The sequence below is a fragment of the Nocardioides rotundus genome (assembly GCF_019931675.1).
Lineage (GTDB): Bacteria > Actinomycetota > Actinomycetes > Propionibacteriales > Nocardioidaceae > Nocardioides > Nocardioides rotundus.
Genome location: NZ_CP082922.1, coordinates 3,469,568 through 3,488,513 on the forward strand (window position 1 = coordinate 3,469,568; position 18,946 = coordinate 3,488,513).

Here is an 18,946-nt window from a genome sequence, read left to right on the forward strand (position 1 = left end):
CGCTGTGGCGAGTTCTCCACAGGCACTCGTGACCGCCCGCCCTCTCACACGCTGAAGTCGACCCCCTGCGCGAGCGGCAGCTCACCGGAATAGTTGACCGTCGTGGTGGCCCGCCGCATGTAGGCCTTCCACGCGTCCGAGCCGGACTCGCGGCCGCCGCCGGTCTCCTTCTCCCCGCCGAAGGCACCGCCGATCTCGGCGCCGGAGGTGCCGATGTTGACGTTCGCGATCCCGCAGTCGGAGCCGTCGGCGGCCAGGAACCGCTCGGCCTCGGCCTGGTCGGCGGTGAACACCGCGGAGGAGAGCCCCTGCGGCACCGCGTTGTTGAGCGCCACCGCCTCCTCGAAGCTGTCGTAGGGCAGCACGTAGAGGATCGGCGCGAAGGTCTCCCGCTCCACCACCGGCGTCTGGCCGGGCATCCGCACGACGGCCGGCTGGACGTAGTACGCCTCCTCCGCCTGGTCGGCCAGCACCCGCTCCCCGCCCGCCAGCAGCGCGCCGCCCTCGGTGGCGGCCTGCTCCAGCGCGGAGGAGTACGACGCGCACGCGCGCGCGTCGATGAGCGGACCGACGAGCGTCCCCGCCGCGGTGGGGTCGCCGATCGGCAGCCGGCCGTAGGCCTCGGCCAAGCGCTCGCACAGCTCGTCGGCCCGCGAGGAGTGCACGATCACCCGTCGCATCGTGGTGCACCGCTGCCCGGCGGTGCCCGCGGCGGCGAAGACGATGCCGCGGACCGCGAGGTCCAGGTCGGCGCTCGGCGCGACCACGGCCGCGTTGTTGCCGCCGAGCTCGAGCAGGCAGCGGCCGAAGCGGGCGGCCACCCGCGGCCCGACCTCGCGGCCCATCCGGGTCGACCCGGTGGCCGAGAGCAGCGCGACCCGCGGGTCGTCCACCAGCGCCTCGCCGGTCGCTCGCGCGCCGAGGACCACCTGGGAGAGCGCGGCGGGGGCACCCGCCTCGGCCACCGCCCGGTCGAGCAGGGCGGCGCAGGCGAGCGCGGTGAGCGGGGCGGCCTCCGACGGCTTCCACACCACCGCGTCGCCGCAGACCAGCGCCAGCGCGGTGTTCCACGACCAGACGGCCGCGGGGAAGTTGAAGGCGGAGATCACGCCCACGACTCCGAGCGGATGCCAGGTCTCGGCCAGCCGGTGGCCCGGCCGCTCCGACGTCATGGTCCGGCCATAGAGCTGCCGCGAGAGCCCGACGGCGAAGTCGCAGATGTCGATCATCTCCTGGATCTCCCCGAGCGCCTCGGAGGTGATCTTCCCGACCTCCAGGCTGACCAGGGTGCCGAGCTCCTCCTTGTGCTCGACCAGCAGGTCGGCGTACCTCTTCACCAGCGCGCCGCGCTGCGGCCCCGGCACCAGCCGCCACCGCAGGAAGGCCTCGTGGGCGCGCGCGACCGCGGCCTCCACATCGGCCGGAGACGCCCAGGCGATCCGCGCCAGCTCCTCCCCGTTGACCGGCGAGAGCACCGGGTGCTCGCCGGCGGGCACCACCGCACCGCAGGCGTCCAGGGCGCTGCGCGCCCGGTCGGCGAGCTTGCCGAGCGCGGGCAGGGACGCGGGCTGGGTCTCGGACATGAGCACCTCCGGGGCGACGGGTCAGACGATGTGCCGCTCGACGACCGGGGCCGCGCCGAAGTCGCGGTCGGCGGCCAGGGTCGAGACGTCCACGACGGCATCCTGCCGCAGCCACAGGTCGCGCACGACCTCTCCCACCGCCGGCGCCATCAGGAAGCCGTGCCCGGAGAAGCCGGTGGCGTAGACGACGTTGCCGCTCCGGCCGACCAGCCCGTTGTGGTCCGGCGTCATCTCGTACAGCCCCGCCCACCCCGTGCGGATGCCGACGCCGGCGAGCGCGGGGGTGCGCCGCTCGATCGCCGCGGCGAGCCGGGGCAGCCAGCGGTCGTGCCGGCGTACGTCGAAGCCCGGCTCCTCCTCCGGGTCCGACATCCCGACCAGCAGCGCGTCGCCCTCGTCGTGGAAGTAGAAGGAGGTGGCGTGGTCGATGGTCATCGGCGCGCCGCGCACCTTGCCCGGCACCTGCTCGGTGACCAGGATCTGCCGCCGCAGCGGCGTGACCGGCAGGTCCACCCCGGCGTGCGCGCCGACCCCGCGCGACCAGGCGCCGGCAGCGACCACGACGCCGTCGCAGGCGACCGGGCCCTCGGCGGTCTCGACGGCCGTGACCCGCTCCCCCACCCGCTGCATCCCGGTGACCGGCGTCCCGGTGCGCACCCGCGCGCCCAGCGCCCGCGCGGCCCGCAGATAGCCCGCGACCACCGAGGCGGGGTCGCAGTGACCGTCGCCGGCGTGGAACGCGGCAGCGAGCAGCCCGTCGCCGACGACGTACGGCGACAGCGCGACCGCCTCCTCCACCGACAGCATCCGACTCGGCACGCCCAGCGCGTTCTGCCGCTCCACGGCGCGCTCGAAGTCCGCGACGTCCTGCCCGGTGGACAACAGGAACAGGTAGCCCACCGTGTGCAGGTCGATCGCCTGTCCCAGCTCGGCCTCGAACCGACCGAACTGCGCGAGGCTGCGGGCGGCCAGCGCGATGTTCACCTCGTCGGAGAACTGTGCGCGCACGCCGCCGGCGGCCTTGATCGTGGACCCCGCCCCGGGCTCGCCACGGTCCAGGAGGAGTACGTCGACCCCGGCCTGCGCGAGGCGGTAGGCGGCGCTCGCGCCCAGGCAGCCGGCGCCCGCCACGACGACCTCCGCGCGCTCCATCCACGGATCGTAGGGGTGGCCTCCCTAGACTGGGAGCATGGCGAGGACGGCGGCGTTCTTCGACCTCGACAAGACGATCATCGCCAAGTCGAGCTCCCTGGCGTTCACCCGACCGTTCCAGGCGGGTGGGCTCATCTCGCGCGGCGCCATGCTGCGTTCGGCGTACGCCCAGTTCGTCTTCCTCGTCGGCGGCGCCGACCACGACCAGGTGGAGAAGATGCGGCAGTTCATGTCGCAGCTCGTCGAGGGCTGGGACGTCGCGACGGTGCGGGAGATCGTCGCGGACACGCTGCACAACATCGTCGACCCGATCGTATACGACGAGGCCGTCGACCTGATCGAGGAGCACCGGCTCGCCGGGCGGGACGTGATCGTGGTGTCGGCGTCCGGCAGCGACGTGGTGGAGCCGATCGGGCGGATGCTGGGCGCGGACCGGGTGATCGCCAGCGAGCTGGAGATCGAGGACGGGCACTACACCGGCGGCATCGCCTACTACGCCTTCGCCGAGGAGAAGGCGCGGGCGATCGAGGCGCTGGCCGCGGAGGAGGGCTACGACCTGGCGCGGTCCTTCGCCTACTCCGACTCGATCACCGACCAGCACATGCTCGGCATCGTCGGGCATCCGCACGCGGTCAACCCCGACAAGGAGCTGCGCCGCCTGGCCGAGGAGCAGGGGTGGCCGGTGCTGGTCTTCACCCGCCCCGTCGGCCTGCGCTCCCGGGCCCTGCCCCCGCCCGGGCCGACGCTCGCCGCGCTCGCGGTGACCGGCGCGGTGACCGCCGCCGGGGTGCTCTGGAGCCAGGCGCGACGGCGCCGGCTCGGTTGACGCCGGGCGGAAAAGTCAAGACCCCGAGGTGGTTGTATGCCGCGACCCGGCGGCGTACACATGAGGAAGAACTCCACAAGGACAACACGTGAGCCGGGTACCCACGCGGCAAACCACCCTTTGTCAGGGCGCTGACCTCCGGGATGCTCCCGGGGCAGCAGTTCGACACCTTGCACGCCTGGTAGCCATCGGTCTCACGTGTCAGCGGCGGCACCTGGCCCGAGCCGGGTGCCGCTCGCATGTCCGGGCCCGACGGACGAGTGCTACCGCAGCGGGCTCGCCTCGGCGCCCTTGGTGAACGCCTCGGGCGCATAGAGCAGCCACGCGTGCAGCCCAGCCTGACCGCCGTCGCGGTACCCCCGCAGGTTCGACTCATACGCCCCGCGGAAGGCCAGGTGCCCCGCCTCCGGCACGGTCAGCGACTTCTCGTCCACGCCCCGCGCGACCAGCACCGCCCGCTCCGCGGCCCGGGCCACCAGCCCGTTGTGCGAGGCGAACGGCGCGGCCGTCGCCAGGTCGGCGTGCACGATGGCGGCGACCAGCAGGGCCGGCGCCCTCGTCTGCCCCAGCAGCAGGTCGGCGATCTGCCGGAGGCGCGCGGCCGACTCCGGGTCGCGCGGCCGGCCCAGGCGCGCCTCCTCCACAGAGCCCGTGGCAGCCAGCGCGTGCAGCCGGGCGAACGCCTGCAGCGGCGCGCTCGACAGCAGCGGCGCGACGGAGAGCGCCTGCGTGGAGAGGCGTACGGCGTCCCGGGCGATCTCGTCGCCCTCCCCCGCGCGCACCTCGTCCAGGGTCGAGGCGGACCCCTCGAGGACGGCGCTCGCGTGCGCGCCGAGGAGCAGGGACTCGGCGGTCAGGTCCGGCGACGTACGCCGCAGCCCGCGGTCCCGGAGCAGGACGTCGATGCCGTCGCGCGCGGCGGCGTAGGCGCTCGGCACGCCCTCCAGGGACAGCAGCGGGGCGAGCGGATCGGTCGGGGTGGGCACGGTGAGGACGATAGACGCCGGGCTCGCAGGCCCGGACGCCGCCGGGTCTGACAGACTGGCCGCGTCATGACCAGCAACGACTCCTCCCCCGCCCGCTCGTTCGGCTCGGTGGCCGCGGCCTACGACCACGCGCGCCCGGACTACCCCGCGAAGGCTGCCGCGTGGCTGATGGGCGGGGACGCGCGCACGGTGATCGAGCTGGGCGCCGGCACCGGGAAGCTGACCCGCGTGCTGGTCGAGCAGGGCCACGACGTGCACCCCATGGACCCCGACCCGGAGATGCTGCGGGTGCTGCAGGAGCGGCTGCCCGGCGTGCGGACCTCCATCGCGACCGCCGAGGCGATCCCCGCTCCGGACCGGTCGGTCGACGTCGTCGTCGCGGCCCAGTCCTTCCACTGGTTCGACCCCGAGGCCGCTCTCCCGGAGATCGCCCGGGTGCTCAAGCCGGGCGGCCACATCGCGCTGGTCTGGAACGAGCGCGACGAGCGGATCCCGTGGGTGCGCCGCCTCGGGAAGGTGCTCGGCGAGCAGGACCAGGACAACTCCGCCGATGCCGTCGTGCACTCCGACCTGTTCGGTTTCGTCGAGGACGAGAAGTTCGCGTTCTGGCAGACCATCGACCGGGTGAGCATCGTCGACCTGGCCCGCTCCCGCTCCAACATCGCCAGCCTGTCGGAGGAGGATCGCGAGGCGAAGCTGGCCGAGGTCAGCGCGTTCTACGCCGAGTACGGCCGCGGCATGGACGGCATGCAGCTGCCCTATCAGGCCCACTGCTTCCGGGCGAAGGTCTCCGACGTCCGCCCCCGCTCCCGCTCCGCCACGGCCGACCGCCCCGCGAACGAGGACGTCGAGACCCCCGCCGACGACGAGGACGGCCCCACCCCGCCGCCCGCCGACGGCGACACCGGCGAGTTCCTGCTCATCGACTTCCGCTGACCCGGACCTCGCCGGTCGTGCGCGACCTTGCCGAGCACGAACCACGGAGTATCCGGGCGACCCGACGGCACCGACCCACGCCGCTGCGCGGTCTCCGGCCGCGACCGCGCGACTTCCTGAGTGGTTTGTGCACGGCCCCGGCGGCTGAGGCGCCACAACGCGCGCGAGGCCGCAGACCCGCCCCGCGCGCCCCCGCATCTCGCGCCGGCCGCGCGTACTAGCCCCTCTGGCCCGCGTGCTGCAGTCGAGCAGGCTGACCTCGTGAAGCACCGTGAGGGGATGGCTGTGGTCTGACTACGTTCCAGCGGCGGCGAACAGCACCTTCCGGCCGAGTTCGGCGGCGAGACCGCGGACGCCCGCGTGACGGCCGAGCGTGCTGGTCCCGATCCGCAGGTTGCGGGTGGCCAATGGCAGGGACCTGGCGTAGACCCGCTCGCGCACCCCGGCGACGAGGTGGTCCCCGGCCAACCCGACCCGGCCGCCGAGGATGACCTGCTGCGGGTTGAGCAGGGACACCGCCGTGGCGATCGCATTGCCGACGACCCGACCGGCGCGGATGGTCAACGCGCGGGCGATCGGGTCGCCTGCGGCAAGCAACCGTAGGAACCCGTCCAGGTCGCCGACGTCCAGGCCGCGCGCCTGGGCGTCGCGCACCAGCGCCCAGCCGCCTGCGTATGCCTCCACGCAGCCAGATTTGCCGCAGTGGCACAACGGCTGCTCGTCACCGTGCACGCGGTCGATCTGAGTGTGGCCGAGGTCACCGGCCGCGCCCGCCGCACCGCGCAGCACTCGGCCACCGCTGATGATGCCCATGCCGACGCCGGTGCCGACCTTGACGACCAGCAGGTCTTGGAGTCGCTCCCCGGCCTCCGAGGCGACCGCCGCCTCGCCGATGGCCAGGGCGTTGGCGTCGTTCTCGACGAGCGCGGCGGTGCCGTACCAGCCCGCCAGCGTCCCGCTGACGTCGTAGCCGTCCCAGCCGGTCATGATCGGCGGGTCGACGACGCGGCCGGCCGGGTGCTCTACGGGACCGGGAAGGCCGATCGCGACACCCCACGGCGGGGCGGTGTCCGCGTCGCGCAGGAGTCCCTTCCATCCGTTGCGGACGATCCGCAGGATCGCCTCGGGGCCGTTGCCGATCACACTGGGGGCCCAGTGTGTGTTCAGCACGGCGCCGGCGAGGTCGCACCGAGCGAGCAGCATGCCGCTGGCTCCGACGTCGGCGACCAGTAGGCCGCCGACCCTGTTCGCGAGGCGGTAGCGGGTGGCCGGCCGGCCACGGCCGGCGCTGCGGTCTTCGTAGGCCTCGAGCAGGCCATCGGCCAACAGCCGCTCGATCCGGGAGGTGACGGTGACCCGTGCCCATCCGGTGCGCTCGGCGACCTCGAGGCGAGTCAGCTCCTGACCGTGCTGGAACAGTGCGAGCGTCGCGGCGATCTCCGGCTCATCCAGAGCCGCAGGTCTCACCCGGGTCGCCATCGTCTGTCCTTCCAGCGGTCGATCACTGTCCACGTATTCAATCAGATTTGTCTGTTGACGAACATCACACCGCCCTTTATTGTCCAGTTCAAGACATAAAGGAGCCCATACATGAACCAGTCTCTGCACACTCTCCGCGCCTGCGGCGTCCTCGCCGCCACCAGCGCGCTCATCCTCTCCGGCTGCGGATCGAACGACACCGGCTCCGGCTCGGGCGACAACAAGAACGTCGCCGCGGTGATCAAGGGACTGGACAACCCCTTCTTCCAGGCCATGGAGGACGGCATCAAGGACCAGGCCAAGACCAGCGGCGTGCGGGCCACCGTGCAGGCGGCTCAGTCGATCACCGACACCACGGGTCAGGCGGACAAGCTGGTCGCCCTCGCCGGTCAGGACTTCGGCTGCTTCGTCGTCAACCCGATCTCGGGCACCAACCTGGTGCAGGGACTGGCCCGGGTCGCCGCCCAGGACGTTCCGATCGTCAACATCGACTCCCCGGTCGACGCTGACGCCGCAAAGGAGGCCGGCCTGGAGTTGGACACCTACATCGGCACGGACAACACCGACGCCGGCAGCAAGGCCGGCGCAGAGATGGTCAAGGCCGTCGACCAGGGCAAGGTCGCGGTCATCGGCGGCATCGCCGGTGACGTGACCAGCGGCGCCCGAGTCGACGGGTTCACCAAGGCGGTCGAGGGCAAGCTCGACGTCATCCAGACCACGGCTGCGGACTGGGAGCGGCAGAAGGCGCTCACCGCGGCGAGCGCGATCATGGACAAGAACCCCGACATCAAGGGCTTCTTCGCGGCGAACGACGACATGGGTCTGGGCATCGTCCAGGCCGTGAAGAACGCGGGGAAGATCGGCGAGGTCACGGTGATCAGCGTCGACGGCACCGAGAACGCCCTCCAGGCTGTGAAGGCTGGCACCCTGCACGCGACGGTGGCGCAGTACCCCTACGCCATCGGCCAGCTCGGCATCCAGGCCTGCGAGAAGGCGATGGCCGGCGAGGACCTGCCCGCGGAGGTGGTCTCCCCGACCGCGGTGGTGACCCAGCAGAACGCCGATCAGGCGATCGCCAAGTTCCCGGCCCCCTTCCAGCCGTTCGACAACCCGCTGCAGTGACCTCCGGGACGGGATCAGTCAGATGAGCACCACGAACACCTCCACCGACATCGCGGCAGCCTCGGCGCCGTCGAACAAGCGCGGCCTGGGCGAGCGTCTCGGCCAGATCTCCTGGCCCGAACTGGCCGCACCACTGGCCCTGTTGCTGCTCGTGGTCGGATTCGGCGTCGCCGATCCGGGGTTCCTGTCGACCGGCAACGTCTCGGGAATGCTGCAGGCGGCCTCGATCCTGATCGTGTTGGTGATCGGGCAGGCGCTGGTCGTTGGTACGGCGGGCATCGACCTCTCGGTCGCCTCAACGATGACCCTGGCCGCGGTCGCGCTCGGTGAGACGTTCGCCGCGGGAGCGCCGATCCTGGTGTGCGTCCTGGTAGCACTGCTCGCCGGCACAGCGGTCGGCCTGGTCAACGGCCTGCTGATCGCCAAGGGCCGGATCACCGACTTCATCGTCAAGCTGGGCATGCTGTCGGCCGCCTCCGGCCTTGCGCTGGTGCTCTCCGACGGCAAGCCCACCCAGGTCATCGACCGGTTCCTCTTGGAGTTGACCGTGGGTGGCTTCGGCATGGTCACCTGGGCGGTCCTGATCTCCTTCGGCTTGGCGGCGCTGGCCCACTTGCTGCTCTTCCGCACCGCCTTCGGCGTCCACCTGTTGGCGATCGGCGGCAACACCCGCGCCGCGCGGGCCACCGGCATCCGCACCGACGGCATGAAGATCGCGGCGTACGCGATCTCGGGACTGTGCGCCGGCATCGCGGCCGTGCTGTTGGTCGGCCGAGTCGGTGCCGCGGAGCCGGCGAGCAACACCAGCTTCCTGCTGAACTCGGTGGCCGCCGTCGTCCTGGGCGGAGTCAGCCTCTTCGGAGGTCGCGCCACCATCGCCAGTCCGGTTGCCGGCGCCCTACTGCTGACCGTCCTGGTCAACGGGCTCACCCGGTTCGGGCTGTCCGAGTTCTATCAACCCCTGGCGGTGGGCGTGGTCGTCATCGCCGCCGCGTTCCTGGCGAGGTTCGACCGATGACTACCACCGCACAGACCGACACTCCCGTGACCACAACCGGTCAGGTGCTGCTGGAGGCCGAGGGACTGAGCAAGTCCTATGGCCAGGTGAAGGCGCTCCGCGACGGCCGGATCACCGTCCGGTCGGGGCGGGTGACCGCGATCATCGGTGACAACGGCGCCGGCAAGTCGACCTTCGTCGGCTGCCTGTCCGGCATGCACCGCCCCGACGACGGCAGCATCGAGGTCGACGGCACCCGGGTGCACTTCTCCGGCCCGCAGGCTGCACGGAAGTCCGGCATCGAGACGGTGTACCAAGACCTTGCCCTAGTCGACACGCTGCGCGTGTGGCAGAACCTGTTCCTGGGTCGGGAGACCGGAGTCGGCGGCGGTCCGCTGCGCTGGCTCAAGCGTCGGTCGATGCGCGAGGAGGCCCGGCGCATGGTCGGCACCCTCGCGGTCAACGTGCCCTCAGTCGACGCGCGCGTCAACGGTCTCTCCGGCGGGCAGCGGCAGGCCGTCGCGCTCGCCCGGGCGGCCGGCTGGGGGTCGCGCATCGTGATCCTCGACGAGCCCACCGCAGCCCTCGGCGTCCAGGAGACCGCGAAGGTGGAGGAGATGATCCTCGGGCTGCGCGAGCAGGGGTTGGGGCTGGTTCTGATCAGCCACAACTTCGATCAGGTGCTTCGAGTCGCCGACGACGTGTTCGTGATGCGCGCCGGCTCCACGGTCGCATACCGCGAGACCGAGGGGACCACCGGCCAGGACCTGGTCTCGCTGGTCACCGGCGCCACCGTCGACCCGCTCGAGACCCACCACCCCTCTAGCCCGCTCACCCCCGACGACGTGAAGGAAGCCCCCTGATGACCAACCCCCTCGGACTGCACGCCCTCGTGTGGGTCGGCGACTGGACTCCCGAGTCGGCCCGCCACGCGATCTCCTCGACGGCGGGCCTCGGATTCGACCTCATCGAGGTGCCGCTGCTGGACCCGACGGCGGTGGACGCCGCGATGACGCGCTCGCTACTGGAGGAGTACGGCCTCGGGGCCGCCTGTTCGCTGGGGCTCGACCCCAGCGCGGACGTCTCCAGCGAGGACCCGGCCGTGGTGTCCCGGGGTCGTGACCTCCTGGCCAACGCTGTGGATGCCGCTGCGGGCATGGGCGCGAGCGACCTGTGCGGTGTGCTGTATTCGGTGCTCGCGAAGTACCCCAGCCCCCTCTCGCCGCGCTCGCGGGACAACGTCGTCGAGTCGATGGCCTGGCTCGCTGAGCGGGCCGCCGGCAGCGGCCTGCGCGTCAACCTCGAGGTGGTCAACCGCTACGAGACCAACGTGGCCAACACCACCGCCGAGATGCTGTCGCTGATCGAGGACACCGGCGCCGACCTCGGCGTGCACCTGGACACCTACCACGCCAACATCGAGGAGAACGGCTTCGTCGAACCGGTCCAGCAGGCCCACGACGCGGGCCGGTTGCGCTACGTCCACATCGGCGAATCCCACCGCGGCTACCTCGGCACCGGGTCGATCGACTTCGACACCTTCTGCGGCGCGCTACGCGACGTCGGCTACGACGGGCCGGTCGTCTTCGAGAGCTTCAGTAGCGCCGTGGTCCACCCGACCCTGTCGAACCAGCTGGCCGTGTGGCGCAACCTGTGGGACGACAGCGCCGACCTCGCCAAGCACGCCCACGCATTCCTCGCCGAGCGCCTGCGCGGCTGAGCCATCCATGACCACTCCGGAGGCCTGGCTCGGAGTCGACCTCGGCACCAGTTCGCTCAAGGTGCTCGCGGTCGGTGCCGCCGGGGCGCTGCTCGATGAGCGCGAGGCAGCCTTCGCCATCGATCGGCCGCGGCCGGACCAGGCGGAGGGCGATCCGGAGGCGTGGGCGAACGCCGCGGTCGCCGCGGTCGACGAGCTCGCCGGCCGGTTCCGGGTACGCGGCCTCGGGCTGACCGGCCAGATGCACGGCACCGTGCTGCTCGACGAGCATGGCCGTGCACTGCAGCCCGCGGTGCTGTGGCCCGACGCGCGAGCCGCCAGCCTGATGTCGCGGTGGCAGGCGCTGGGGCCCCGGGCGCTGGGCCGGCTCGGCGGACCGTGGGCGCCCGGGATGACGGGGCCGGTGCTTTCGTGGCTGGCCGAGCACGAGCCGGACGTCGTCGCGCGCGCCGAGCGGGTGGCGCTGCCAAAGGACTACCTGCGCGAGCAGTGGGTGCCCGGAGCTGGCCCGACCGACCCCAGCGACGCCTCCGGCACGCTGCTGTGGGACGTCCCCGCCGGGGCGTGGCTGGCCGAAGCAGACGCCCTCGTGCCGGCGCGATTGCTCCCCGACGCGAGCGGGTCGGACGCGATGGCCGGCACATGGCGGGACGTGCCGGTGCACGTCGGCGGTGGCGACACTCCGGTCTCGCTGCTCGCCCTGGAACGCGCCGTCGGCGGGTGGCGGCCCGGCGATGTCGTGGTCAACCTCGGCACCGGGGCGCAGGTGATCGACCCGGGGGCCGCCCCGCCGGGCGGCTCCGGATGGCCGGTCGCACACACGTACGCCGACGTGTCCGGCGGGCACTACGCGATGGTGGCGGCCCAGAACGCGGGCCTCGCGCTCGACTGGGTGCAACAGCGGCTCGAGGTGCCGTGGGACGGCTTGATGGAGTTGGCCACCGCCGCGCCCGCCGGCGCCGCCGGGGTGCTGTTCGCCCCCTTCCTGACTCTCGAGCGCGGCGCCCTGGCGACCACCGTCGGTGCGGGTTGGAGCCCGGAGCACGCCGCTCGCGCGTTGCGGGCTCGCGCCGCGCTCGAGGCTCAGGCGTTCTTGGTCCGCCGCTCCGCGGAGCTGCTGGCGAGACAGGCCGAACGCGTCCTCCTCGTCGGCGGCGGTGCCCGGGATCCGCGGGTCCGCCAACTCCTCGCCGACATCTTGGGTCGGCCCGTGCACCACGTGCCGATGCGCAGCGCGGCCGCCGCCGGCGCGGTGCTGCTGGCCGGCGGCCCAAGCCTCGCCTCGGGCGGCGAGGTGCAGGTCTCTGAACCTGTGCCGAGCGCCGCGCTGGAGGATGCCTACGCCCGCTGGACGGCGTACGCCTTCGGGTAGCCACGACCCACCCCCAACCCCCAACAGCCGCCCACCACTGGTCAATGACGTCGAAACCCCCCGCCGACGGCGACACCGGCAAGTTCCTGCTCATCGACTTCCGCTGAGCGGGGTCAGGTCACACCCTTGACGCGTGCCGTCCAGTACGTCGGCTGACGCTTCGCATGTGCGACTGCAAGGATCCACAACGTTTCGTCGACCACCACGAAGACGATGCTGTACTCATGGAACCGTCTCAACCCAATGCGGCGGACTTCTGGCTCTTCGGGTAGTTCAGGGTGCACGAACCGCTTCGGGACTCGCGGATGACCGACCGCGACCCCAACGGCCCGGAACACCTCGACGACCAACTGGTGCCAGCCCAGGCTCCCGCTCTTCGTACCAGTCATGGCCATGCTGAAGGTCATCGAGGGCCTCGGGAACCCAGCGCGGCTCCCGGTTCACAAACCGAAGCGCTGACGAACGGCGCTGTCGGGGACCCCCCGGGTCGTCCCATCGACCACGCCCTCGAGCCGCTGCGCGACCTCGGACGCCCACGCCGCGTCAACCTCGGCGGGATCGTCGTAGGGACCGTCAGCCTCGACCCACAGGTCGTGCGCGAGTTGCAGCTGCTCCTCGCGCGACAGCCTGCGCGCCTGCTCCATCACCTCGGCTGCGGTCATGGCCACAGTCTAAGCCGGCGCCCGGACGGTCCACGCCGATCGATCTCCGCGGACCCGCCCCGCGCGGCTCGCGCCGGGCCGTGCGCGACCGGACCGGGCACGAACCACGGAGTATCCGTGCGATCCAGCCGCACCGACCCGCATGGTTGCGCGGTCTCCGGCCGCGACCGCGCGACTTCCTGGGTGGTTCGTGCACGCCCCCGGCGGCCGAGGCGGCACAACGCTCGCGAGGTCGCGGGTAGGTTGCCCCCTATGTGGCCCCGGACCCGCCGCGCGCACCTCGGCACCGAGGCCGACCGCGCCACCTTCCGGACGCTGCACACTGCCAACCTGGCCGGCCCGCCGCTGCGCGAGGGGCTCACCAGCGCGGCGGCCGAGCGGAGCATCAAGCACCTGCACGCCCTGCTGGGGACGCCCGCCGTCGCGCTCACCGGCCGCAACGGGGTGCTCGCCTGGGAGGGGCTGGGCCAGCGGGACCACGCGCCCACCGCCGCCGTCCTCGCCGGCGAGGCGGTCGAGCAGGAGGGCATGCTGCCGCCCCGGGCCCTCACCTGCGAGGACCCCGGATGCCCGCTGCGCCAGGCGATCGTCGCCCCACTGGTCGTGGAGGAGACGGTGCTCGGCACCCTCCAGGCGTTCGCCCCCTACGCCACAGCCGGGCTGATGCGCGCCACCGACGAGGTGGCCCAGTGGGTGTCGGGGCAGTTGGAGCTGGCGGAGTTGGACGCGAGCCGCACCCGGCTGGTCGAGGCCGAGCTGCGCGCCCTGCGCGCCCAGATCAGCCCGCACTTCGTCTACAACTCCCTGGGGGCGATCGCCAGCTTCGTCCGCACCGACCCCGACCGGGCGCGGGAGCTGCTGCTGGAGTTCGCCGACTTCACCCGCTACTCCTTCCGCCGGCACGGCGAGTTCACCACCCTGGCCGAGGAGCTGCGCAGCATCGAGCGCTACCTGCTGCTGGAGCAGGCCCGCTTCGGCGACCGACTCCGGGTCACGCTGCGCGTCGCGCCGGAGGTGCTGCCGGTGCACATCCCCTTCCTGTGCCTGCAGCCGCTGGTCGAGAACGCGGTCCAGCACGGGCTGGAGGGCCGGCCCGACGGCGGCCACATCGCCATCGTCGCCGAGGACCGCGACCAGGAGGCGGTCATCGCGATCGAGGACGACGGCGAGGGCGAGGACCCCGAGCGGGTACGCCGCGTCCTGGCCGGCGAGTCCGACGGCGACTCCGTCGGGCTGGGGAACGTGGACGAGCGGCTGCGGCGCACCTTCGGCGACGAGTACGGTCTGGTGGTCGAGACCGCGCCCGGCGCCGGCACGAAGGTCACGGTGCGGGTGCCGAAGTACGCCCCCGGAGTGCACGCATGACCCTCCAGCCCCTCCTGCGGGTGCTCGTCATCGACGACGAGCCGCCCGCCCTGGACGAGCTCGCCTTCCTCCTCGCCCGCGACCCGCGGGTCGGCGACGTGCTCACCTCCGACTCGGCGACCGAGGCGCTGCGGATGCTGCACGAGGAGCGGGTCGGCGCGGTCTTCCTGGACATCTCGATGCCGGGGCTCACCGGGCTGGAGCTGGCCCAGGTGCTGGCCCGCTTCAAGGAGCCGCCGCCGGTCGTGTTCGTCACCGCGCACGAGAAGCACGCGGTGGACGCCTTCGAGCTCAACGCCGTCGACTACGTGCTCAAGCCGGTGCGGGAGGACCGGCTCGCCGAGGCGGTACGACGCGTGGTCGAGGGCGCCGCCCGGCCCGCGGCCTCCGGCGACGAGCAGATCGCCGTGGAGCTCGGCGGCCGGACCCGCTTCGTCTCGCGCGCGGACGTCACGCACGTGGAGGCGCAGGGCGACTACGCCCGGCTGCACACCTCCAGCGGCAGCCACCTGGTCCGCACCCCGCTGAGCGCGCTGGAGCAGGAGTGGCACGACGCCGGCTTCGTCCGGATCCACCGCTCCCTGCTGGTGGCGCTGCCGCACGTGGAGGAGATCCGCACCGAGGGCGGGCGCTGCACGGTGCTGGTCGCCGGGGAGGAGCTGGTGGTGAGCCGCCGGCACACCCGCGAGCTGCGCGACCTGCTGGTCCGGCGCAACCGTCCGGGGGCGGAGCGGTGAGCGAGCAGCCGCCGGAGCGGGTGCGGGTGACCTCGCCGCGCACCGGCGACCGCGCGCGCCGGCGTACTCCCCTGTCGGCCGCCACCGAGATCGACGCCCAGACCGAGGTCGGGCTGCTCTTCCTCGGCTCCCTGCTGCGCACCCAGCTGCGGCTGGCGCTCGGGGTGCTGCTGCTCCTGGTGCTGACCGTCGGCAGCCTGCCGGTGCTGTTCGGCGTCTTCCCCGACGTGGCGGCCGTGCGGGTGCTGGGGATGCCGCTGGCGTGGGTGGTGCTCGCGTTCGGCGTCTATCCCCTGCTGCTGCTCCTCGGGGTGCTCTTCGTCCGCCGGGCCGAGCGCAACGAGGACGCGTTCGCCGACGTGATCGAGGGCCCGTGAACCAGGCCGCCGGCATCACCGCCGTCGCCGTGGTCTCGGTGCTGACCCTGGCGATCGGCGCGTGGGGGCTGCGGTTCTCCCGGACCACCTCGGACTTCTTCGTCGCCTCCCGCACCGTCCGCCCGACCCTCAACGCCTCGGCGATCGGGGGCGAGTACCTCTCCGCCGGCTCGTTCCTCGGCATCGCGGGCCTGGTGCTCGTCTTCGGCGGCCAGATGCTGTGGTACCCGGTCGGCTGGACCGCGGGCTACCTGGTGCTGCTGCTCCTCGTGGCCGCGCCGCTACGCCGGTCGGGCGCCTACACCCTGCCCGACTTCGCCGGGGCGCGGCTGGCCTCGCGCCGGGTGCGGCAGCTGACCTCGATGCTGGTGGTCGCGATCGCCTGGCTCTACCTCATCCCGCAGTTCCAGGCCGCGGGCATCACGCTCGAGCTGGCCACCGGTCTCGACCCGCGGCTGGGCGGCCTGGTGGTCGCGGCGGTCGTGCTGGTCAACGTGCTGGCCGGCGGCATGCGCTCGATCACCTTCGTCCAGGCCTTCCAGTTCTGGCTGAAGCTGACCGCGCTGCTGGTGCCGGCGTTCTTCCTGCTGCTGGTGTGGTGGGGCGACGGCGCGACCAGCCCGGCCGACACCGTGGGTGGGGCGGCGTGGGCGAACCCGATCGTCTCGGGCGGGCAGTCCTACTACGCGACGTACTCCCTCATCGCCGCCACCTTCCTCGGCACCATGGGGCTGCCGCACGTGGTGGTCCGGTTCTACACCAACCCCGACGGGCGGGCCGCGCGCCGGACCACGCTGGTGGTGCTGGCGCTGCTGGGGATGTTCTACGTCCTGCCGCCGGTGTACGGCGCCCTGGGGCGCCTCTACGCACCCGACCTCGCCGACTCCGGGGCCAGCGACACCGTGGTGCTGGACCTGCCCAGCCGGATGGTCGGCGGGGTCGGCGGCGACCTGCTCTCGGCGCTGCTGGTGGCCGGCGCGTTCGCCGCGTTCCTCTCCACCTCCTCCGGCCTGACCGTCGCTCTGTCCGGGGTGCTCGCCCAGGACGTGTTCGCCCGCTGGGCCACCGGCGTGCAGTCCTTCCGCCTGGCGGCCATCGTCGGCGTGGTCGTGGCCTTCGCCCTCGGGCAGCTCGCCGCCGACGTGGGGGTCGCGACCGCGGTGGGGCTGGCGTTCGCGGTCGCCGCCTCCACCTTCGCGCCGCTCATCGTGCTGGGCATCTGGTGGGCCGGGCTCACCGACGCCGGGGCCATCGCCGGCCTGCTGGTCGGCGGGCTCACCACCGGCGCCGCCGTCCTCGTCACCTTCCTCGGCGCCCCCGCCGGGTGGACCGGGACGCTGCTCACCCAGCCGGCCGCGTGGAGCGTCCCGCTGGCCACCCTGACCATGGTCGGCGTCTCCCTGCTCACCCCGCAGCGGCGTCCGGCGGGCGCCACCCGCTTCCTGGTGCGCCTGCACACCCCGGAGCGGGTGCAGCTCGACCGCGGGTGACCCGCCCGACCGCTCGTCGCGCGGGACCGACCGCTGGGCGAGCGGGCGTCGCCGCTGGCCGACGTACCCCTGTGCGCCTCTCCCGCGCCACCCCGGCGCTGCGCGACCGTGAGGCCCATCACACCCCCGGAAAGGACGGTGCCCGACGTGTCCGAGTCACACGACCAGGCGGCGCGCCACGACCCGGTCTACGACCGGCTGGCGGCGACGCCCGAGTTCGGTGAGCTGCGCTCCCGATACCGCAAGTTCGTCATCCCCGCGACCATCGCCTTCATGGCGTGGTACTTCCTCTACGTCATCCTCGCGATGTTCGCCCCCGGCTTCATGAACGCCACGGTGGTCGGCCACATCAACGTCGCGCTCGTGGTCGGGCTGCTGCAGTTCGTGACCACCTTCCTCATCGCCTACCTCTACAGCGGCTACTCGAACAAGAAGCTCGACCCGCTGGCCCGCCAGCTCGACGAGGAGTACGTCGCCGGCCGGCGCCAGGGAGAGGGGAACTGACATGGACTTCAGCCAAGGCCTCACCGCGGGGCTCTTCCTCGCGGTCGTCGCGCTCACCGTCGGCATCACCTTCTGGGCCAGCCGGCAGACCAGCGGCGCCACCGACTACTACGCCGGCGGACGCGGCTTCTCCGGCTTCCAGAACGGTCTGGCGATCGGCGGCGACTACATGTCCGCCGCGTCGTTCCTCGGCATCTCGGGCGCGATCGCGCTGTCGGGCTACGACGGGTTCCTCTACTCCATCGGCTTCCTGGTCGCCTGGCTGGTGGCGCTGCTGCTGGTCGCGGAGGTGCTGCGCAACTCCGGCCGCTACACGATGGCCGACCAGCTCGCCTACCGGATGAGGCAGCGACCGGTCCGCACCGCCGCGGCCGTCTCGACCGTGGCCGTCTCGATCTTCTACCTGCTCGCCCAGATGGTCGGCGCGGGCGCCCTGGTGGCGCTGCTGCTCGGCATCGACAGCGGCACGGTCAAGAACATCACGATCTTCATCGTGGGCGCGCTGATGATCTTCTACGTCACGGTCGGTGGGATGAAGGGCACGACGTACGTCCAGATCATCAAGGCCGTGCTGCTGATGACCGGCTCCGCGCTGATCGTGGTGCTGGTGCTGGCCAAGTTCGGCTTCAACCTCTCCGACCTGCTCGGCACCGCGGCCACCAACTCCGGCGCCGGCGAGGCCTTCCTCCAGCCGGGGCTGAAGTACGGCGCCAGCCTGACCAGCAAGATCGACTTCATCTCGCTGGCGATCGCGCTGGTCCTCGGCACCGCCGGGCTCCCGCACATCCTGATCCGCTTCTACACCACCCCCACCTCGCGGGACGCGCGGAAGTCGGTGCTGTGGGCGATCGGGCTGATCGGCACGTTCTACCTCTTCACCCTGGTACTCGGCTTCGGCGCCGCGGCGCTGCTCAAGCCCGACCAGCTGGCCACCGAGGCCGACCCGTCGGCCAACCTGGCGGCGCCCAAGCTCGCCGAGGTGGTCGGCGGAGGGGCGGACTCACTCGGTGGGCCGATCCTGCTGGCGCTGATCTCCGCGGTCGCGTTCGCCACCATCCTCGCGGTGGTCGCGGGCCTGACACTGACCTCGTCGATGTCGGTGGCCCACGACATCTACGGCTCGGTGATCCGCAAGGGCCAGGCGACGGAGAAGGAGGAGCTCAAGGTCTCCCGGATCGCGGCCGGTGTGATCGGCCTCGTCGCGATCCTGCTGGCGATCCCGGCGCAGTCGCTCAACATCGCCTTCCTCGTGGCGCTGGCCTTCGCGGTGGCGGCCTCGGCGAACCTGCCGGCGATCCTCTACAACATGTTCTGGCGGCGCTTCAACACCCGCGGCGCCGTGTGGAGCATCTACGGCGGCCTCATCTCGGCGGTCGGGCTGGTGATCTTCTCACCGGTCTTCTCCGGGTCGGAGACCGCGCTGTTCCCGAACGCCGACTTCGCCTGGTTCCCCCTGGCCAACCCGGGCATCGTCTCGATCCCGCTGGGCTTCCTGCTCGGCTTCCTCGGGTCGATCACCTCCAAGGAGCCCGCGGCCGAGGAGCGCTACACCGAGCTGGAGGTGCGGGCGCTCACGGGCGCCGGCGCCGAGGCGGCGGCCAAGCACTGAGGCGAGGGGTACGGCGCGGCCCAGTCGTC

19 protein-coding genes are annotated in these 18,946 nt (G+C 72.3%); 13 read left to right on the forward strand and 6 right to left on the reverse strand.

Features of this window, described 5'->3' with window-relative positions; translation table 11 throughout:
* Window positions 1-44: 44 nt before the first annotated feature.
* Both amaB and K8W59_RS17105 read right to left on the reverse strand, forming a co-directional pair.
* Entirely contained in the window at window positions 45-1,583 is a 1,539-nt protein-coding gene (gene amaB, locus K8W59_RS17100) for an L-piperidine-6-carboxylate dehydrogenase (protein ID WP_223396160.1), read from the reverse strand.
* A gap of 21 nt (window positions 1,584-1,604) precedes the next feature.
* Entirely contained in the window at window positions 1,605-2,735 is a 1,131-nt protein-coding gene (locus K8W59_RS17105; RefSeq protein ID WP_223396161.1) for an NAD(P)/FAD-dependent oxidoreductase, read from the reverse strand.
* A gap of 37 nt (window positions 2,736-2,772) precedes the next feature.
* Here K8W59_RS17105 and K8W59_RS17110 point away from each other — a divergent pair, with 37 nt between their 5' ends.
* On the forward strand, window positions 2,773-3,561 hold the full coding sequence (locus K8W59_RS17110) for an HAD family hydrolase (RefSeq protein ID WP_223396162.1): 789 nt from the start codon (window positions 2,773-2,775) through the stop codon (window positions 3,559-3,561).
* A gap of 263 nt (window positions 3,562-3,824) precedes the next feature.
* Here K8W59_RS17110 and K8W59_RS17115 read toward each other — a convergent pair whose 3' ends face one another.
* The gene (locus K8W59_RS17115; RefSeq protein ID WP_223396163.1) at window positions 3,825-4,547 is read right to left on the reverse strand and encodes a Fic family protein; all 723 of its coding nucleotides are present in this window, start codon (window positions 4,545-4,547) and stop codon (window positions 3,825-3,827) included.
* Between the two features lie 66 nt (window positions 4,548-4,613).
* On the opposite strand from K8W59_RS17115, the gene K8W59_RS17120 reads away from it, so the two are divergent.
* Window positions 4,614-5,483 carry a class I SAM-dependent methyltransferase gene (locus tag K8W59_RS17120; RefSeq protein WP_223396164.1) on the forward strand — a complete coding sequence of 290 codons (870 nt, stop codon included), beginning with the start codon at window positions 4,614-4,616 and terminating at the stop codon, window positions 5,481-5,483.
* Between the two features lie 294 nt (window positions 5,484-5,777).
* On the opposite strand, the gene K8W59_RS17125 is transcribed toward K8W59_RS17120, so the two are convergent.
* Window positions 5,778-6,962, reverse strand: coding sequence for an ROK family transcriptional regulator (locus tag K8W59_RS17125; RefSeq protein ID WP_223396165.1), 1,185 nt, complete (start codon window positions 6,960-6,962; stop codon window positions 5,778-5,780).
* 111 nt (window positions 6,963-7,073) lie between these two features.
* Between K8W59_RS17125 and K8W59_RS17130 the strand changes: the two genes are divergently transcribed.
* From K8W59_RS17130 to K8W59_RS17150, 5 genes are read left to right on the forward strand one after another with little or no spacing between them, the layout of a single operon-like run.
* Window positions 7,074-8,084, forward strand: coding sequence for a sugar ABC transporter substrate-binding protein (locus tag K8W59_RS17130; RefSeq protein WP_223396166.1), 1,011 nt, complete (start codon window positions 7,074-7,076; stop codon window positions 8,082-8,084).
* 22 nt (window positions 8,085-8,106) lie between these two features.
* Window positions 8,107-9,102: an ABC transporter permease gene (locus K8W59_RS17135; protein WP_223396167.1), complete on the forward strand. Its 996-nt coding sequence runs from the start codon at window positions 8,107-8,109 to the stop codon at window positions 9,100-9,102.
* Window positions 9,099-9,944 carry an ATP-binding cassette domain-containing protein gene (locus K8W59_RS17140; protein WP_223396168.1) on the forward strand — a complete coding sequence of 282 codons (846 nt, stop codon included), beginning with the start codon at window positions 9,099-9,101 and terminating at the stop codon, window positions 9,942-9,944. The genes K8W59_RS17135 and K8W59_RS17140 overlap by 4 nt, the downstream gene beginning before the upstream one ends.
* Window positions 9,944-10,801: a sugar phosphate isomerase/epimerase family protein gene (locus K8W59_RS17145; protein ID WP_223396169.1), complete on the forward strand. Its 858-nt coding sequence runs from the start codon at window positions 9,944-9,946 to the stop codon at window positions 10,799-10,801. The genes K8W59_RS17140 and K8W59_RS17145 overlap by 1 nt, the downstream gene beginning before the upstream one ends.
* Window positions 10,802-10,808: 7 nt before the next feature.
* A complete protein-coding gene (locus K8W59_RS17150) occupies window positions 10,809-12,173 on the forward strand; it encodes an FGGY family carbohydrate kinase (RefSeq protein WP_223396170.1) in 1,365 nt (454 codons plus the stop codon).
* A gap of 113 nt (window positions 12,174-12,286) precedes the next feature.
* Here K8W59_RS17150 and K8W59_RS17155 read toward each other — a convergent pair whose 3' ends face one another.
* On the reverse strand, window positions 12,287-12,580 hold the full coding sequence (locus K8W59_RS17155; RefSeq protein WP_223396171.1) for a hypothetical protein: 294 nt from the start codon (window positions 12,578-12,580) through the stop codon (window positions 12,287-12,289).
* Window positions 12,581-12,613: 33 nt separating this feature from the next.
* Window positions 12,614-12,835, reverse strand: a complete 222-nt coding sequence (locus tag K8W59_RS17160) for an addiction module protein (protein WP_223396172.1) — start codon at window positions 12,833-12,835, stop codon at window positions 12,614-12,616.
* A 252-nt stretch (window positions 12,836-13,087) separates the two neighbouring features.
* Here K8W59_RS17160 and K8W59_RS17165 point away from each other — a divergent pair, with 252 nt between their 5' ends.
* The 6 genes from K8W59_RS17165 to K8W59_RS17190 all read left to right on the forward strand — a co-directional run bounded on the left by K8W59_RS17165 (window position 13,088) and on the right by K8W59_RS17190 (window position 18,917).
* Window positions 13,088-14,200, forward strand: coding sequence for a sensor histidine kinase (locus tag K8W59_RS17165; protein ID WP_223396173.1), 1,113 nt, complete (start codon window positions 13,088-13,090; stop codon window positions 14,198-14,200).
* Window positions 14,197-14,937 (forward strand): LytR/AlgR family response regulator transcription factor, encoded by a 741-nt coding sequence (locus tag K8W59_RS17170; RefSeq protein WP_223396174.1) that lies wholly within the window; start codon window positions 14,197-14,199, stop codon window positions 14,935-14,937. Before K8W59_RS17165 ends, K8W59_RS17170 begins: the two co-directional genes overlap by 4 nt.
* Window positions 14,934-15,314: a hypothetical protein gene (locus K8W59_RS17175; protein WP_223396175.1), complete on the forward strand. Its 381-nt coding sequence runs from the start codon at window positions 14,934-14,936 to the stop codon at window positions 15,312-15,314. Before K8W59_RS17170 ends, K8W59_RS17175 begins: the two co-directional genes overlap by 4 nt.
* The gene (locus tag K8W59_RS17180; RefSeq protein ID WP_223396176.1) at window positions 15,311-16,804 is read left to right on the forward strand and encodes a sodium/solute symporter; all 1,494 of its coding nucleotides are present in this window, start codon (window positions 15,311-15,313) and stop codon (window positions 16,802-16,804) included. Before K8W59_RS17175 ends, K8W59_RS17180 begins: the two co-directional genes overlap by 4 nt.
* A 147-nt stretch (window positions 16,805-16,951) precedes the next feature.
* Window positions 16,952-17,308: a DUF485 domain-containing protein gene (locus tag K8W59_RS17185; RefSeq protein WP_223396177.1), complete on the forward strand. Its 357-nt coding sequence runs from the start codon at window positions 16,952-16,954 to the stop codon at window positions 17,306-17,308.
* A gap of 1 nt (window position 17,309) precedes the next feature.
* Window positions 17,310-18,917, forward strand: a complete 1,608-nt coding sequence (locus K8W59_RS17190) for a solute symporter family protein (RefSeq protein ID WP_223396178.1) — start codon at window positions 17,310-17,312, stop codon at window positions 18,915-18,917.
* Window positions 18,918-18,946 lie beyond the last annotated feature (29 nt).

What these genes read in the sequence shown, in the direction of transcription:
- K8W59_RS17140 (WP_223396168.1), top strand. Translation starts at nt 9,099, where the DNA reads ATGACTACCACCGCACAGACCGACACTCCCGTGACCACAACCGGTCAG.
- K8W59_RS17155 (WP_223396171.1), bottom strand. Translation starts at nt 12,580, where the DNA reads ATGACCTTCAGCATGGCCATGACTGGTACGAAGAGCGGGAGCCTGGGC.
- K8W59_RS17145 (WP_223396169.1), top strand. Translation starts at nt 9,944, where the DNA reads ATGACCAACCCCCTCGGACTGCACGCCCTCGTGTGGGTCGGCGACTGG.
- K8W59_RS17110 (WP_223396162.1), top strand. Translation starts at nt 2,773, where the DNA reads ATGGCGAGGACGGCGGCGTTCTTCGACCTCGACAAGACGATCATCGCC.
- K8W59_RS17150 (WP_223396170.1), top strand. Translation starts at nt 10,809, where the DNA reads ATGACCACTCCGGAGGCCTGGCTCGGAGTCGACCTCGGCACCAGTTCG.
- K8W59_RS17170 (WP_223396174.1), top strand. Translation starts at nt 14,197, where the DNA reads ATGACCCTCCAGCCCCTCCTGCGGGTGCTCGTCATCGACGACGAGCCG.
- K8W59_RS17125 (WP_223396165.1), bottom strand. Translation starts at nt 6,962, where the DNA reads ATGGCGACCCGGGTGAGACCTGCGGCTCTGGATGAGCCGGAGATCGCC.
- K8W59_RS17190 (WP_223396178.1), top strand. Translation starts at nt 17,310, where the DNA reads ATGGACTTCAGCCAAGGCCTCACCGCGGGGCTCTTCCTCGCGGTCGTC.
- K8W59_RS17130 (WP_223396166.1), top strand. Translation starts at nt 7,074, where the DNA reads ATGAACCAGTCTCTGCACACTCTCCGCGCCTGCGGCGTCCTCGCCGCC.
- amaB (WP_223396160.1), bottom strand. Translation starts at nt 1,583, where the DNA reads ATGTCCGAGACCCAGCCCGCGTCCCTGCCCGCGCTCGGCAAGCTCGCC.
- K8W59_RS17165 (WP_223396173.1), top strand. Translation starts at nt 13,088, where the DNA reads ATGTGGCCCCGGACCCGCCGCGCGCACCTCGGCACCGAGGCCGACCGC.
- K8W59_RS17105 (WP_223396161.1), bottom strand. Translation starts at nt 2,735, where the DNA reads ATGGAGCGCGCGGAGGTCGTCGTGGCGGGCGCCGGCTGCCTGGGCGCG.
- K8W59_RS17160 (WP_223396172.1), bottom strand. Translation starts at nt 12,835, where the DNA reads ATGACCGCAGCCGAGGTGATGGAGCAGGCGCGCAGGCTGTCGCGCGAG.
- K8W59_RS17135 (WP_223396167.1), top strand. Translation starts at nt 8,107, where the DNA reads ATGAGCACCACGAACACCTCCACCGACATCGCGGCAGCCTCGGCGCCG.
- K8W59_RS17120 (WP_223396164.1), top strand. Translation starts at nt 4,614, where the DNA reads ATGACCAGCAACGACTCCTCCCCCGCCCGCTCGTTCGGCTCGGTGGCC.